Below are 15,837 nucleotides of genomic sequence, written 5' to 3' on the forward strand. Positions count from 1 at the left end.
ATTTACGCCAATAATTTACCATATAAAACTAAATTTGGTCAAACATTTTTTTTAGTTAATTTTGACGTGAAGATATACCCATCTTATTAATGAAGAAAAAAACTACAATTTATGACATTGCCAAGAAATTAGACATTACAGCAGCTACTGTTTCTCGTGCATTAAATGACAACCCTAAAATTAGTGTGGCTACTAGAAAGCTCGTATTAGAGACTGCTCGCGAGATGAATTATGAGCAAAACAGACTTGCTAAGGCCTTAAAGAGTGGAAAAAGTTATAACGTCGGGGTCGTGGTACCACGAATTAACACAAACTTTTTTGGTTCTGTTATTAGAGGTATCGAAGAAACGCTTTACCCTGAAGGTTATCACATTATTATTTGTCAGAGCCATGATGATGAGCGTATAGAAACCAGTAACATCAACTCATTATTAAATCTGCAAGTAGATGGTATTCTCATGTCTATTCCAAACATTCAACGAGATAACGACGACCTATATAACAGTGTATTAAAGGAAAATATTCCTTTGATATTTTTTGATAGAAGAAAAGATATTAATGGTGTAAGCTCTGTAACAATAGATGATTTTAAGGGGGCTTACGAAGCTACCCAACATTTAATTGATCAAGGTTACAAGCGCATTGCCCATATTTCTAACGACAGACGCCTACAAATATTTAACAACAGGTATTTGGGCTACAAACAAGCTGTCATAGATAATGGATTAGAATTTAACGAAAACTTAGTTATTGAAGCATTTAGTAAAGTTGAAGAAGGCCGAAGAGTGGCTAAAACGTTTTTAGAAATGGATAATCCTCCTGATGGCATATTTTCTGCTAGTGATTTCTCTGCCCTGGGAGCTATTAAGGAAATTAAAGATCATGGTTTACGCGTACCTGAAGATATGGGCGTCATCGGTTTTAGTAACGAACCCTTTACAGAGCTCATGGAGCTATCTATTACGTCTGTAGACCAGTCTCCAATTGAAATGGGAAAATTAGCTGCCGAAGTATTTTTAGAGGAAGTTAATAACTCTAAAAATATTCGTTCTCAAAAGAAAGTGGTTCTCGATCCACAATTAATCATCAGACAGTCCTCTTTAAGAGAAGCCATTCCGATTAAAAACGACCAAGCGATATAATAAAAAAACCAAGATTTTTCAATCTTGGTTTTTTTATGTTCCATTTATATTTTTTGCGACTATAAGGACACTCCGCGTTTCCAAGGAATGAAATCATTTTGATTTAACAGCTTAGCTTTGGTTTGTACTCTACCACTAGCCACTTCAATGATAAAATCTAACATCTCTTCAGCCATTTCATCAATAGATTTCTCAGCACGTATAACAGCACCAGTTTCAATATCGATAATATCAGGCATTTTTTCTTTAAGTTCGGTATTAGACGAGACTTTTATAATTGGTGCAATAGGGTTTCCTGTTGGCGTTCCTAATCCCGTAGTAAACAACACGACATTACATCCAGATCCTACCAAACCAGTCGTACTTTCTACATCGTTTCCTGGTGTACATAATAAATTTAAACCAGGCTCCTTAATATACTCACCATAATCTAAAACACTTACTACAGGTGATGTACCACCTTTTTTAGCAGCTCCAGCAGATTTCATCGCATCGGTAATTAAACCATCCTTAATGTTTCCTGGAGACGGATTCATATCAAATCCAGAGCCTGCATCGACCACCGATTTTTCGAAATCTTTCATTAATTGTAAAAACTTCTTACCATCTTCCTCGTCTACACAACGGTTTACCAGTTCTTGTTCTACACCGCATAACTCAGGAAATTCAGCTAAAACAGCAGTACCATTAAGCGCGACTAATAAATCGGAAACAGCACCTAAAGTTGGGTTTGCAGAAATTCCTGAAAACCCATCGGAACCACCACACTCTAAACCTACTTTTAATTTAGATATTGGTGCTGGTTGGCGTTCTTGCTTATTAGCTTCTTTGATGGCCTCAAAAGAATCCTTAACGATTGCTGTTAACATCTCATCGACAGTCCCCATTTGCTGCTGCTCATAAATTAAAACAGGCTTTTCCATATTAGGATTTATCGCATTTAAAGCTTCTTTAAACACACTAATTTGAAGGTTCTGGCAGCCTAAACTTAAAACCGTAGCCCCTGCGACATTGGGGTTATTTACATAACCTGCTAATAGTTTTGCTAAAATTTCGGAATCTTGACGAATACCGCCGCAACCACCTGGATGCGTGATAAATTTTACGTCTATATTTTTAAATACATCGGTTGATGTTGGTGTTTCAGCAGTTTCTTCGTGTCCACTAACCAGTGAACGTAACAACATTTGATGCGGATTCACCTTTTGTTTTAAAAGCTCGCGTTCGAAAATATCTTTTAAAATTTCAATGTTTCTGTTTTCACAAAACACTAAAGGAAAAAACAACCATACATTTTCGGTACCTACTTGGCCATCGGGACGGTGATACCCCATAAAGGTTTTATCTTTCCATTTATCTACATTTGGAGCTGTCCAACTAAAGGATTCTGTTTTTCCAAAAACTTTCTCACTTTGATGTTTTACATTATCAACCGTTAAAACATCACCTTTTTCTATGATTCCATTTGCGGTCCCTACAAGAACACTATACATGATGATTCTGTCTCCAGATTCAAATTTCTGTAAAGCAATCTTATGTTTCGACTTCGTATCTGAAAGCACTTTAATATCCTCTCCCTCAAAAGAAACAACCTCTCCAGCTTTTAAATTCACTAAAGCTACAGCAACATTATCCGGTTTGTTTACTTTTATTATTTTCTTTTGCATGCTATTAACTTGTTAAAGTTACACTATGTACTTAAAATTTCTTGCTGTAATTAGCAAATCCTGCCTCAATACCGTTTGCATCAATTTCCTCTAAAGCCAAGGCAACTGCATCGGTTAATTGTTCAATTTTAGTTAAATCCTCTCCCCAATACTCCGTATTACTTAATACTGCTTTAGCGACTTGATTGTAATCGTTGGATTCCCAAATTTTGGCAAAATTAGCAACGATATCTTCGCTATCTTGAACAGGTAAAGTTTCTCCATTAAAGGTGCCTTTATAAAAACGAATTAACGACGCGAAAGCAAAAGTTAAGTTAGTTGGAACTTTTTTATGAAGCGCAACATACCCTAATAAACTCGGTAAAACACGAACTTTAAATTTAGAAACGGTATTTAATGCGATACTAGATAAGTTATGTACGATAAATGGGTTTCTGAAACGGTCGAAAATTTCATCAGCAAAACTATTTAACTCGTCTTTATCCATTTCTAAAGTATCAATGATTTCATCGAAAACGGCTGTTTGAATAAATGGCCCTGTAAAGGCATTATCAACCGATTGTTTTACTGTTTTATTTCCGTAAAGGATAGAAAATGGCACCATAGCGGTATGTGCTCCATTTAGAATACGAACTTTTCTAGTTCTATAAGGTTGCATATCACCTACAATCTTAACATCTAAATCGGTTTTATCAAATGGCAATTTAGCTTTCAAATCTTCTCCTCCTTCAATTACCCATAATAGAAAAACTTCGGCTGCTACAATTAAATTATCTGAGTAATTTAATTGTGCATTATAAGCCTCAATGTCATCTTTTGGATAACCTGGAACAATTCTATCCACCAAAGTACTATGAAAACCATTGTGCTTTAAAATCCAAGTTTTAAAATCCTCTCCAAGGTTCCAATCAGTAATATACTTTAATATTATTTCTTTTAAAGTTTCAGAGTTATGATTAATGAGTTCGCAAGGAATGATGGTAAGTCCTTTATTAGAATCACCATTAAAATATTTAAAACGCTCGTGTAAAAGCACAGTTAATTTCGCTGGAAATGAGCTAGGTGGTTGCATTTCAGCAGTGTCACTTTCAACATAAGCAATTCCTGCCTCAGTAGTGTTTGAAATTATAAACTCTAGAGATTCTTCTTTTGCTAAACTGACATATTCGTTATAATTAGCATAAGGGTCAACACCTTTTACGATATTATCAATTAATTCAATCTCTTGGATGTCTTTTCCTTTTTTAATCCCCTTCATAAAAAGGGTATATAAACCATCTTGATCGTTTAGCATTTTTACTAAACCTCTATCAATTGGTTGAACAACAGCAATACCAGCATTAAAATCGGCTGCCTTATTAAGTTCTTGAAAAGCATATCCAATGAAGGCTCTTAAAAAATTACCTTCTCCAAATTGAACTATTTTAATTGGATGTTTTTTTTCCAATCCTACATTTTCTCTATTTAATTTTTTCATTATACTCTGAAATTGAAAACTTTTTAATTCATTGACCTGTACTGTAGGCACAATAAATTTCGCTTTAAAAACTCCTTAACACGGGACTAAGAAGATTAGGGTTACACATTATATTGGTTTAAAAATCGAAATAATTTTTCGCGTTATGATAGCTGATATCCGAAACCATTTTTCCGATCCACTCCATATCATTTGGCAATTCGCCACGTAAAATTTCATCTCCTAAAAGGTTACAAAGTATACGACGAAAATACTCATGTCTTGGGAATGACAAGAAACTGCGTGAATCGGTTAACATCCCAACAAAACAACTAATTAATCCCATATTTGATAGGGCGTTTAATTGTTTGGTCATGCCATCTTTTTGATCTAAGAACCACCATCCAGAACCAAACTGCACTTTGCCTCTTACACTACCGTCATTAAAGTTACCAATCATGGTAGCCATCACTTCGTTATCTGCCGGATTCAAGTTATAAATAATGGTTTTCGTTAATTTATCTTTACTGTCTAAAGCATTTAAGAAAGCGGATAGCTTTTGCGCTTGCGGATAATCTCCAATAGAATCCCAACCCGTATCTGGACCTAAAATACGGTGCATACGTGCGTTGTTATTTCTTAGAGCTCCTAGGTGAAATTGTTGTACCCAACCAAATTCATGATAAGATTCACATAAATATACCAATACCGCACTTTGGAATTTTAGCGCCTCTTCATTGGTAATGGTTTTATTAGCTAATTGCTTTTGAAGAATGGCACTCACTTCTGCTCCGGTATAATTTTCGTAGTAAATTTGATCTAAACCATGGTCACACAATCTACAGCCATTATCATGGAAAAACTGAATCCTTTTCCTTAGAGCATCACATAAATCTGTAAATGAATTAATAGAAACACCAGCGGCTTTCCCCAGTTCTACTAAGTAATCGTTATAACCTTCGTTAGAAATTAAAATAGCTTTATCGGGACGGAAAGCTGTACTTACTTTAAATCCGATGTTTTCTGTGGCTATTTTTTGATGATGTTCTAAAGTGTCGATTGGATCTTCGGTAGTACAAACCAATTCAGCATTTACTTTTTAAGAAGCCCTCTACAGCTATAACCATCCGAATTTAATTTTTCTTGGGTTTGTTCCCAAATGCTTTCTGCTGTTTTTTCACTCAGCAAATCGGTAATACCAAAATACCTTGCTAATTCCAAGTGAGTCCAATGGTACAATGGATTACGCATCGTGTAAGGCACCGTTTTAGCCCAGTTTAAAAACTTGTCTTTATCAGAGCCATCACCCGTAATAAACTTTTCGTTTATCCCTAAAGTTCGCATCGCACGCCATTTGTAGTGGTCGCCATTAATCCAAACATTCGTGATGTTATTAAAAGTTTTATCCTCGGCTATTTGTTCTGGAGGTAAATGATTATGATAATCTATGATAGGCTGATTTTTTGAGTAATTATGATACAACTCTTCAGCATATTTATTTTCTAAAAGAAAATTGTCATTAATAAATGTCCTACTCATGTTTTAAAAATTTTAATCTTCGTTGGAAGGTTTCCCTATAGTTGCTAATATCCCGCCATCAACATACACCACATGTCCGTTAACGAAATCACTCGCTTTAGAACTTAAAAAAATTGCTGCGCCTTGTAAATCTTCAGGATCACCCCATCGTGCTGCTGGCGTTCTGTTAATAATGAATTCGTTAAAAGGATGACCATCTTCACGAATTGGAGCTGTTTGAGACGTCGCAAAATAGCCCGGACCAATTCCATTGGTTTGAATGTTATGCCTAGCCCATTCCGTAGCCATGCTTCTTGTTAGCATTTTTAAACCTCCTTTAGCAGCTGCATATGCACTTACAGAAGTTCTTCCCAATTCACTCATCATGGAGCAAATATTTATAATTTTCCCGCCACCTCTACCAATCATACCTTTAGCAACATGCTTAGCCATAATAAAAGGGCCTACTAAATCTACTTTGAGTACCTGTTCGAAATCTAGAACCTCCATATCTATAATTGGGGTTCTTTTTATAATCCCGGCATTATTAACTAAAATATCTATGGGGCCTACCTCTTCTTCAATTTGTTTAATCGATTGAATAACTTGACTTTCGTTGGTCACATCGAAGGAATAACCATAAGCTTTTAAACCACATTTTTTATAGTCTTCTATGGCATAAGTTAAGGTTGAAGGCGTGCTATTATTTATCACTAATGTTGCACCTGCTGCCCCTAAACCTTTAGCCATTGCCATACCTAAACCATGAACTCCTCCTGTTACTAAGGCTACTTTTCCGGTGAGATCAAATAATTTTACAGACATAATATCTTTATCTTTTTATCTTAATTCATTGTTGTTACATACATCCATATCTCCATAATCTAGATTTTCACCAGCCATACCCCAGATAAAGGTGTAGTTACTTGTTCCAGAACCAGAGTGAATGGACCATGGCGGAGAAATAACAGCTTCGTTATTAGCCATCCAAATATGTCTTGTTTCTTGTGGTTGCCCCATAAAATGGCATACGGCCTGATCTTCTGGAACTTCGAAATAAAAATAAACCTCCATACGTCTGTCATGTACATGCGAAGGCATGGTATTCCAAACACTTCCCGTTTTTAATGAGGTCATTCCCATTTGCAGCTGACAAACATCAACAACGCTATTAACAATATATTTTCTAAGGGTACGCGCATTAGCAGTATCTGGAGCACCTAACTCGATAACCTCAACATCGTCTTTTCCAATTTTTTTGTTTGGATAGGCTTTATGTGCGGGTGTTGAATTGATATAAAACTTAGCAGGTGCATCAGCAGAATTACTTTTAAATATGACGCTTTTATTTCCTTGGCCTAAATAAAGAGCCTCTTTGTTATCGATTTCATAAACGGTGCCATCAACGGTAACGGTACCAGCACCACCTATATTTATAATCCCCATTTCTCTACGCTCTAGAAAGAATGAAGCCTTCAAAGGATCAATCGTTTCTAACGTCACTGCTTTTTCAACAGGCTCTACTCCCGTAATCATAAACCTATCATAGTGCGTATACACCCACTTGATATCATCTTGGCTAAATAAATTTTGAATTAAAAATTCGTCGCGTAATTGTTGTGTGTCGTACTTTTTAACTGCTTCAGGACTTGAAGCGTATCTCATGTCGTAATTTTTCATGTCAAATTATTATGTAATCGATTACACAAATGTAATCATTTAAAATTTATTTACAATAATTTTTTTCCTAAATTCATCATAATTAAGTGAAAGTGATGAAATCCCCTCAAAAACAAAGCGTTTTTAAGCATCTTTTTACCATATTTTTAGTTTGTATAACAAACAAAAGGTATTGATTTCATGTTTTTTCAAGGCTAGTTGGCACTGTGTTTTTCCTACTATATGATAGATAAAAGCACCATTTTTTGTATGTTATTAATAATGCAACCTAAAGGTATAAAAACACATAATTAACAGTGTTATTTTTATTATTTGCTTACAATTATAGCTTCTAATCATAAATTTTAGATAAACCATAAAACAGGTTCGATATCCATGAAAATTAAAATTCTCTATGTTAATTTGAAGACAAATACTTTACTTTTTTTGTAATCGTGTTCCAAGAGTCTGTTCTAAACGGCATTGCAGGAAAACCTTCTTTATTATAAAAATTACAAAGCCCAGCATCATCAGCCCAACCATATCGCACAGCAACTGGAGTTAATACTTTATCACTTTGCACCACAACCGTATTATTAACCACTTGAGCTTTAGCCGGGTAAAAAACTTCATCTGTTCCTGCAATTTCAAACCCCTGTAAGGCATTATCATTAGGCATCACCATCAAGTCTGAACCTATATGATTAAAATTTAATATGACTTTTGGAGATTTAATCTCCATACCTTTAAAAATTGGACCACTATAAACCTGTGCAATTCCATAGGTTTTATTTAACGCAACAGCTGCCAATCTCTTACCCACATCTTGTTTGTTTTTTGGATGAATATCTGTGGCATTTCCAATATCTGTAGTCACGCACATTCCTGTATTTTTCACCTCTAAGGTTGCCGCTTGGGCTTCTCTTAATTCGGCCCACCGACTCCCTCTCATACTATTACCTCCAAACTCATCAAAGGACGAAAGTTGCACAAAATAAAAAGGGAAATCGCCTTGTTTCCATTGTTTCCTCCAATCTTTAATCATTAAAGGGAAAACATCTTTATACTGTACAGCACGCCCCACATTTGCTTCCCCTTGATACCATAAAACACCCTGTATAGCAAAAGGGACCAACGGATTAATCATAGCATTGTACAACAAAGATGGAAAATCGTTGGGAGAAACGTCGCTTTTAAGCTCTACGACTTGAAATTTCCACGTATCAGAAAGCGGAACAACACGGCTTTCTGTTGTTAATTTTAATTCTGAAGGCGCCCCCCAAATACCGCCGCCGCCTGTATAATCGATAACTTTAACAGCGATCACATTATTTCCTTCTTTCAACACACCTGAAGGCACCTTATACACTCTTTGGGCGTCGTATTGTGAAGTCGTTCCAACCTCAACACCATTAACATAAGTCACATCCACATCATCTACTTTAGCCAAATATAGCACCGCATCCTTATCTATATCTTCTTTTGAAAGTTGAAAGGTTTTGCGCATCCAAACGATGCCGTCTATATTGCCTAATTGCTGATTTTCCCAAAGCATAGGAGCCTGCATTTCTGGCCAATTTTTATCGTTGAATACTGCTTTTATATATTCAGATTCTTCCTTTGAACTTACAGGATGACCTTGTAATTTTTCAATCGCCGCTCTTCTTTTCTCTTTTTGAATTCTAGCAATTTCATGAATATCAGTCTCAGGAAGTTTGTCTATTACGGCTTTGAATTCCTTATTAGATTTTAAAGCTTCCTTGCTGGCCCACGTTTCCACACAAGTACCACCCCAAGACGCATGAATTAAACCAATGGGCACCTTTATTTTTGAATAAACTTCTTTTGCAAAATAATAGCCAACGGCTGTAAACTCCGCGACATTCTCGGCATTACACACCGTCCACCTCCCTCCCTTTAATTTTGATTTTGGCTGAGATGCCATATCATTTTCAACATAAAACTGTCGAATCATGGGGTAATTTGAATCTTTTACCTCTTCTTCAAAATTCTTCGCCTGACGCACTGTAAATTCCATATTCGATTGTCCGCTACACAACCAGACCTCTCCAACCAAGACGTTAGAAATCTCTATTATATTTTTACCTTTTATAATTAAAGTAAAAGGGCCTCCTGCTGCTTCTGGATTGAGATCAAGCTTCCAACGCCCGTGATGATTGGCGTTAGTTTTATGAATTTGATTATGAAAAACCACCTCAATCTGCTCATTTGCACTGGCCCATCCCCAAACAGGAATCGGTTTATCGCGTTGCAACACCATATCGTTTGAAAACAATAAAGGCAATTCTACTTGTGCATTTACGACGATGCTAAAAATACAGCTCAGCATTAAAAGGTACATTCTCATAGTTATTTAGTTTAAATTTTTATCCAGATGTAACGATGTGTCCTTTATTAATCGAATTCGTTTTGTTTCTCCTTTATAGACTAAAGATACATCTTTAGTCACTGAAGAAGTCAGGGTTAACTCCCTAAGCTGGTTATTTTCCCAAGAGATATCCACAAGAATATTACCACGCGCTTTCAAACCCGAAATTGTTCCTGATTTCCATGAATTTGGCAAGGTTGGTAAGATCCTCAAAAAGCCTTCATGCGACTGTAAAAGCGCCTCTGCTATTCCAGCTGTAAAACCAAAATTACCATCAATTTGAAAAGGCGGATGCACATCTAATAGATTTCCATATACAGAACGCTCTTTGAATAACTGAATGTTTTCTTCTACAGCATGAGCATCCAGTAAACGAGCAAAAAAATTGATAATCCATGCGCGACTCCATCCCGGGCCAGCTCCACCGTGATCCAATCTATACCGAATGGTTTTTTTAGCTGCTTCAAAAAGCTCTGGATTTTGAAGGGTAATATCGTCACCCGGATGCAAGGCATACAAATGTGACATATGCCGGTGTCCTTTTTCGTGCTCCTCATATTCGTGATCCCATTCCAAAAGTCGACCATCGGAACCTATTTGGATACCTGCACGTAAACGACTTCTTTGTTCGGAAATGGTTTTTATAAAGTTATCTTCAAAACCTAAAATTTGAGCCGTTGCTATCGTGTTATCGAAAATTTCGGCTATAATTTGATAGCCCATAGCATTACCTCTCGAAACCGCTGCAGGTTTACCATCGGCTGCCAGATAAGCGTTTTCAGGAGAAGTTTCTGGGTACGACACCAAAGAATTATCGTTTTGATCTAAAGCTAACCAATCGGAATAAAATTCGGCATAAGCTTTTAAAGCCGGATACACGCGCTTTTTTAAAAAGTCTACATCTTCTGTAAAACGATAATGCTCCCAATAATGCTGAGCCACCCAAGCCCCACCATGAATCCAAGAACCCCAATAGGGTTTTTCGGCACGCATCCAAGGTGTTGCCCATAAATCGGTTGTATGATGTGCTACTGTACCGCGCATACCATACTGTTCCTTAGCCAATATTTTTCCGCGTTCTATTAAGCGATCAGATAAATTAAAAAGTGGCTGGTGACACTCACTTAAATTAGTGACATCGGCCAACCAATAATTCATTTGCAAATTGATATTTAAATGGTAATCGGCATTCCAAGGTGCCTGAATATGTTCATTCCAGATACCCTGTAAATTTGCTGGATTCGTACCTGGACGCGAACTTGAAATTAATAAATAACGACCATAATCAAATAATTTAGTTGTTAGATCTATGTCATTCTCTCCTGATTTGATACGTTTTAATCGTTCGTTTGTTGGTAATGAATCTAGCTCATGATGCCCTAAGTCTAATTGTGTTCTTAAAAATAGGCTTTGATAATCTTCAATATGTCGATTTAAGATATTATGGTAAGAAGAACTATTAATTTTTTTGAGCGTCTCTTCATTTTTTTGCGCATAATTTTCGGTATAAAACGACGTATTACACACGATATAAATCGTAGCCGCTTTGACATTATTTAAATGAAGTTCGTTTTGGTTTGCTGAAACAGATCCTGAATCGTTTTTAACCTGTAACAAAGTTTCAAATCGAACGCCATGATTAATTTCGATTGGCACAGAATTTAGCATCCCGCCATATTGCGTTACCATGCCTTCCATTTTTAAAGTGTTATTTAAAATAGAATACACACGAACCGTTTCACGCCCTTGATCTTGCGGCCGACTCAATTTCAAATTATAATTTAAGCCTTCTGGGTTTTCAGTGGATATGTTTACAACAAGCACATCATCTTCCGCGGAAGCGAACACTTTTTGAGTCACTTTATAGCCATCCATCTCATAATTTGAACTCGCAAAGGCTTCGGTTAAATTTAAGGTTCTTGTATAATTTGACACTTTTTTGTCTTCAAAATCAATAAACAAATCTCCCATGGTTTGGTGTGATCTAGCCACCGCTTTATAGGAAAAACGCTCAACTATTAAACTATCGGCTAGATGTACTTCTCCGGCTTTAATTAAAGCTCTAATTTCTGCTAAATCCTCTGGAGAGCCCTTAGAATTTGGCCATTCGGCACTTCCGGGCCACATAGAATCCTCATTCAACTGAATACGTTCATGAATCGGGTTTCCAAATACCATCGCCCCTAACCTACCATTTCCAACAGGCAAGGCGTTGTTCCAATCTTCGGCAGGGGATGTATACCAAAGTCGCTGAACGTTTTGAAACTCTTGACCAACCACAGGATAGTCATAACTAAAAAAACCAAACAAAGTAGCTAGTATAAATATTTTTTGAATAGAAATCATATTTCTAATTTAATAAGGTTATTATGGCTTCCATACCGAAACACCTCCTGATTTAATGACTTTATCGCCTATTAAAAACGTTGCACTTTCTAAGCCTTTTAACGCGTAAGGATTAGAAGCATAATTTACAGCCACCCAAAAGCCATCACGCCACTGCACATAAACACCTTCTGGATAATTTTCAGTGCTAATATTCGCGTTCTTATAAACTTCTTTTAAAACATCTTTTTCTAATTGGGCATCATCCGTATCCACACCAATATAAGTCACCGTTCCTTTTCCTATTTTATTTGTAACCACGGCAACTTTACCAGCATAAAACTGGTTGGTGTAAGTCGCCAAAACGTTTTCTGATTTGTTTGCGTTGATTAAATCTGCCCAATTGTTCCAATAATATTCCTTTTGACTGCTGGAAATCGTCCCCTTCATATGCGGTAATAACTGATCGAAATAATCGATTTGAGCATCAATTAACGGATAAATTTGTTCGCCATATCCCGACCTAAATAAATGTCCGTTTCTATCTTTAACACCTGTTCTAACCGTTAAAACTAAATTTCCACCTTGTTTCACATAGGTTTCCCATTTTTTAATTAAAGCTTCATCAACCAGCTCGAAAGCTGGAGCAATAACCACTTTATAAGCACTTAGATCGTCCGTTTCATAAATAATATCTGAAGCCACTCCAAACGACTTTGTGATTTCTAAATATTTTTGAAAAAACGAAAGTGTGTGCCATTGACTCGTTTGCCCTTGCCTACTCATACTCCATAAATTATCGTAATTCCATAGCAAAGCAGTTTTTCTTTCCTCTAATATTTTTGGTGCTTTGGCTTTTGAATTATAGGCTTTCCTAAGCATTTTCATTTCATCAATAACCTGTTTATAAGCCTTTCCGCCTTGCGATAAGGTTACACCGTCTAAAGTTGTTATACCGCCGTGGTATTGCTCCGAGCTATAATTAATTTGTCGGTAGCGATACGAACAAGCAAATGCTAAATCGCCACCAAAACAGTGGTAAAGCCACATGCGTAAGGCGCCAGGTTGAAGTAACGGATTGATGTTTCCCCAATTTACAAACCCTGGTTGCAATTCCATAACCCCCGAAACATGATTTTCGGGACTATAAAAACTTAATGCAAAAGACAATTCTTTAGGATCGCCTAATCTGAATCCGTTTTCACCAATATTAGCTTGTCCTTTATTGGGATACGATGTAAAGGCGTTAAAATCTAACTTTTTAGTACGTCTTGGGTCTGAAGTTGATGTTGTAGCCGTGTAATTTGTGGTTATATACTGTTTTTCTGAAATTAACGGACGAAGAATTTCAGCTTGAAAGTCTAAAAATTCGGCTTGCACGTCTGCAGAATAGCGTTTAAAATCTAATAGTGCGTGCGGATTTGTACCCCACCAGCCAACATGATTGGCATTATGGATTTTAATCTGGCTGAAATCACTATAACGCTGACTCCAAAAAGCAGTGCCCCAAGCAAAATTTAAAGCTTCAATCGATTCATATTTACTTTGTAACCACTTCTGAAAGGCCTTTTGTGACGACGGACTATAATCTGCTTTGGCTTCTGGTTCATTATCCAATTGCCATCCTATAACCGTTGGATTTTTCCCGTAACTTTTTCCTAATTCTGTAATTAGTTTTTTTGAAAAACTTCGCCAAACTGGATTCGTAAGCGATTGCTGGGCACGTGTACCGTGTTCGGCTCGCAAATAATTTGAACCCATTAAATAAATTTCTGGATATTTTATGCCCATCCAAACGGGCGAAATGGCTGTTGGCGTGCCTAAAATAACCTTCAACTTATACTTTGTTGCTAAGTCTATAACCTCATCTAACCAACCGAAAGTATAAACACCTTCTTGAGGTTCCATATCTACCCAAGCAAATTCGGCAAGATGGATAAACTCAAATCCCAATTCTGAAATATTTTTAATATCTTGTTCCCAGTCCCTTTTATCCCAATGTTCTGGATAATAATAAATCCCGATGGTCATTAAATCTTCCTTCGGAAAAAATTTAGTAGCGTTTTGTGCTTGTACACTAAACGCAACTAACAAAATAATTAAACATTGAAAATAAGGGTTTTTCATAAATTCTATTTTTTAAACTTTAATTTAACCCTTCAACTAAGGCATTCAAAGCCTGAGTATCGAAAACAGAATTATTACTTCTATCAAATAAACCGGTACCAAGATCCCCTAATCCACCGGCATCCCAATAATAAGGTAATAAGCCATTTGCTTTAGCTTGCTGTACAACCGTTTTTAAATAATAAGCTCTAGAATCTAAATGTAATTGCAAATTATCGCCTGTTAAAGTAGTACGTCTAATAGCTGCAAACTCACCTAAAACAACTGGAATTCCTTTATCTACAAATTGGGTTTTCATCAATTTGAAATAGTTTTCTAAATCGGTTTCCTCTCCCCAAGTGGTATTACGAACAGCATCAGTAGTTGAGTGATAATTTGTTCCCCAATAGTAGAACATTTTTCCCCAAGATTCATCTGCTGTCATTAAGGCAAACTGGTATGGTGTATAATAATGCACCTCTGCCATCAAACGGTCTGTAGCCGAATCGGTTGGTAAAGTTGACATTAAATTGTTTGTTTTTTCAATATCTGTTGAAGGGCCTTGAACCACTAGTGTTCGATAAGAATTTCTTCCTCCTGTAGCACGAACAGCATCGATAAAAGTTTGGTGATAATAGTTTAAAACAGCCATTTGTTCGGCAGTTTCCACATGTGGTTCGTTAGCACTTGCAAATAGCAAACGCTCGTTGTAATCTCTAAAATGAGTTGCAATTTGCTCCCAGTAGGCTTTTTGCTTTGCGTTAACTTGAGTTTTACTTTCTTCATTAACATTAAGTTCTAACCAGCCACCATCCCAGTGAATATTTAATATCACATACATATCGTTATCCACACAGTATTGCACCACTTCCTTCACACGATTTAACCAACTTTCTTTAATTTTTGCGTTATCAACATCTTCTAGATATTGATCCCAAGCACAAGGAATACGTATGGAATTAAACCCATTCGCCTTAACCAAGTCGATGAGTTGCTTAGTTACCATTGGATTTCCCCAAGCGGTTTCGCCTCCAGTAGCTTCGAGTGTATTCCCTATATTCCAACCTAATGAAATTTTAGCAGCAATTTCTTCTGCGGTACTGCTCATTCCCGTAGGATCGGCAGCGATGGAGTTGGTATTATAATCTGGATATATACCATTTGCCGAAGATGCTCCTGCTTGAGAAACCGTAATTTTAACAGCATCAACATTATTAGCGTTTACGGTTATAACCGCAGAGCGCCCTTGAATACTTAAGTTTTCGGAGGCTGTAATTTTAACAATACTGGTTCCAGAAGTTCCTGAGATTTCACTTAAAGTAATCCAACTGGTTCCAGAACTACTAATTACCCAGGTATCAACATCGGTTGTAATGCTGATATCTGTACTGCTTTCTATGCTTTCCAAATCTATTGTAGTTTTATCTACAGTTAGGGTATTAAGTATTTCCTCCTCCTTGTCTGGAATATCATCTGAAGAAGATTCGGAGTTGCAAGACAGCAAACCCATTTGAGTAAAAAAAACAAATGCAGTAATTACGAATTTAATGTTTATTGTTTTCATGATATATTCCG

The 15,837-nt window shown here is 36.5% G+C and carries 9 protein-coding genes and 1 pseudogene; 1 reads left to right on the forward strand and 9 read right to left on the reverse strand.

The genetic code is table 11. From position 1 onward, the window contains the following. Positions 1-89 precede the first annotated feature (89 nt). Positions 90-1,142: a LacI family DNA-binding transcriptional regulator gene (locus C1A40_RS02150; RefSeq protein WP_102994457.1), complete on the forward strand. Its 1,053-nt coding sequence runs from the start codon at positions 90-92 to the stop codon at positions 1,140-1,142. 59 nt (positions 1,143-1,201) lie between these two features. Here C1A40_RS02150 and C1A40_RS02155 read toward each other — a convergent pair whose 3' ends face one another. The 9 genes and pseudogenes from C1A40_RS02155 to C1A40_RS02195 all read right to left on the reverse strand — a co-directional run bounded on the left by C1A40_RS02155 (position 1,202) and on the right by C1A40_RS02195 (position 15,826). Beyond that, positions 1,202-2,809 carry a UxaA family hydrolase gene (locus C1A40_RS02155; RefSeq protein ID WP_102994458.1) on the reverse strand — a complete coding sequence of 536 codons (1,608 nt, stop codon included), beginning with the start codon at positions 2,807-2,809 and terminating at the stop codon, positions 1,202-1,204. A gap of 31 nt (positions 2,810-2,840) precedes the next feature. Then, positions 2,841-4,286: a tagaturonate reductase gene (locus C1A40_RS02160; protein WP_102997114.1), complete on the reverse strand. Its 1,446-nt coding sequence runs from the start codon at positions 4,284-4,286 to the stop codon at positions 2,841-2,843. A 118-nt stretch (positions 4,287-4,404) separates the two neighbouring features. Beyond that, positions 4,405-5,804, reverse strand: a pseudogene (gene uxaC / locus C1A40_RS02165) (glucuronate isomerase). A 12-nt stretch (positions 5,805-5,816) separates the two neighbouring features. Beyond that, on the reverse strand, positions 5,817-6,608 hold the full coding sequence (locus C1A40_RS02170; RefSeq protein WP_102994459.1) for a gluconate 5-dehydrogenase: 792 nt from the start codon (positions 6,606-6,608) through the stop codon (positions 5,817-5,819). A gap of 15 nt (positions 6,609-6,623) precedes the next feature. Continuing rightward, complete coding sequence (gene kduI / locus C1A40_RS02175) at positions 6,624-7,463, reverse strand: 5-dehydro-4-deoxy-D-glucuronate isomerase (RefSeq protein ID WP_102994460.1); 840 nt, start codon at positions 7,461-7,463, stop codon at positions 6,624-6,626. 397 nt (positions 7,464-7,860) lie between these two features. After that, positions 7,861-9,810 (reverse strand): sialate O-acetylesterase, encoded by a 1,950-nt coding sequence (locus C1A40_RS02180; RefSeq protein ID WP_102994461.1) that lies wholly within the window; start codon positions 9,808-9,810, stop codon positions 7,861-7,863. A gap of 6 nt (positions 9,811-9,816) precedes the next feature. Continuing rightward, positions 9,817-12,177 (reverse strand): glycoside hydrolase family 95 protein, encoded by a 2,361-nt coding sequence (locus C1A40_RS02185; RefSeq protein ID WP_102994462.1) that lies wholly within the window; start codon positions 12,175-12,177, stop codon positions 9,817-9,819. 21 nt (positions 12,178-12,198) lie between these two features. Beyond that, positions 12,199-14,283, reverse strand: coding sequence for a beta-galactosidase (locus C1A40_RS02190; RefSeq protein ID WP_102994463.1), 2,085 nt, complete (start codon positions 14,281-14,283; stop codon positions 12,199-12,201). Positions 14,284-14,302: 19 nt separating this feature from the next. Further along, positions 14,303-15,826, reverse strand: coding sequence for a cellulase family glycosylhydrolase (locus C1A40_RS02195; RefSeq protein ID WP_102994464.1), 1,524 nt, complete (start codon positions 15,824-15,826; stop codon positions 14,303-14,305). Positions 15,827-15,837: the final 11 nt, after the last annotated feature.

It is taken from the genome of Tamlana carrageenivorans, assembly GCF_002893765.1.
Taxonomy (GTDB): domain Bacteria; phylum Bacteroidota; class Bacteroidia; order Flavobacteriales; family Flavobacteriaceae; genus Pseudotamlana; species Pseudotamlana carrageenivorans.

Bases quoted from the DNA above. Each gene is read 5' to 3' on its own strand.
- C1A40_RS02170 (WP_102994459.1), bottom strand. From the start codon at position 6,608: ATGTCTGTAAAATTATTTGATCTCACCGGAAAAGTAGCCTTAGTAACA.
- C1A40_RS02185 (WP_102994462.1), bottom strand. From the start codon at position 12,177: ATGATTTCTATTCAAAAAATATTTATACTAGCTACTTTGTTTGGTTTT.
- kduI (WP_102994460.1), bottom strand. From the start codon at position 7,463: ATGAAAAATTACGACATGAGATACGCTTCAAGTCCTGAAGCAGTTAAA.
- C1A40_RS02180 (WP_102994461.1), bottom strand. From the start codon at position 9,810: ATGAGAATGTACCTTTTAATGCTGAGCTGTATTTTTAGCATCGTCGTA.
- C1A40_RS02155 (WP_102994458.1), bottom strand. From the start codon at position 2,809: ATGCAAAAGAAAATAATAAAAGTAAACAAACCGGATAATGTTGCTGTA.
- C1A40_RS02195 (WP_102994464.1), bottom strand. From the start codon at position 15,826: ATGAAAACAATAAACATTAAATTCGTAATTACTGCATTTGTTTTTTTT.
- C1A40_RS02150 (WP_102994457.1), top strand. From the start codon at position 90: ATGAAGAAAAAAACTACAATTTATGACATTGCCAAGAAATTAGACATT.
- C1A40_RS02160 (WP_102997114.1), bottom strand. From the start codon at position 4,286: ATGAAAAAATTAAATAGAGAAAATGTAGGATTGGAAAAAAAACATCCA.
- C1A40_RS02190 (WP_102994463.1), bottom strand. From the start codon at position 14,283: ATGAAAAACCCTTATTTTCAATGTTTAATTATTTTGTTAGTTGCGTTT.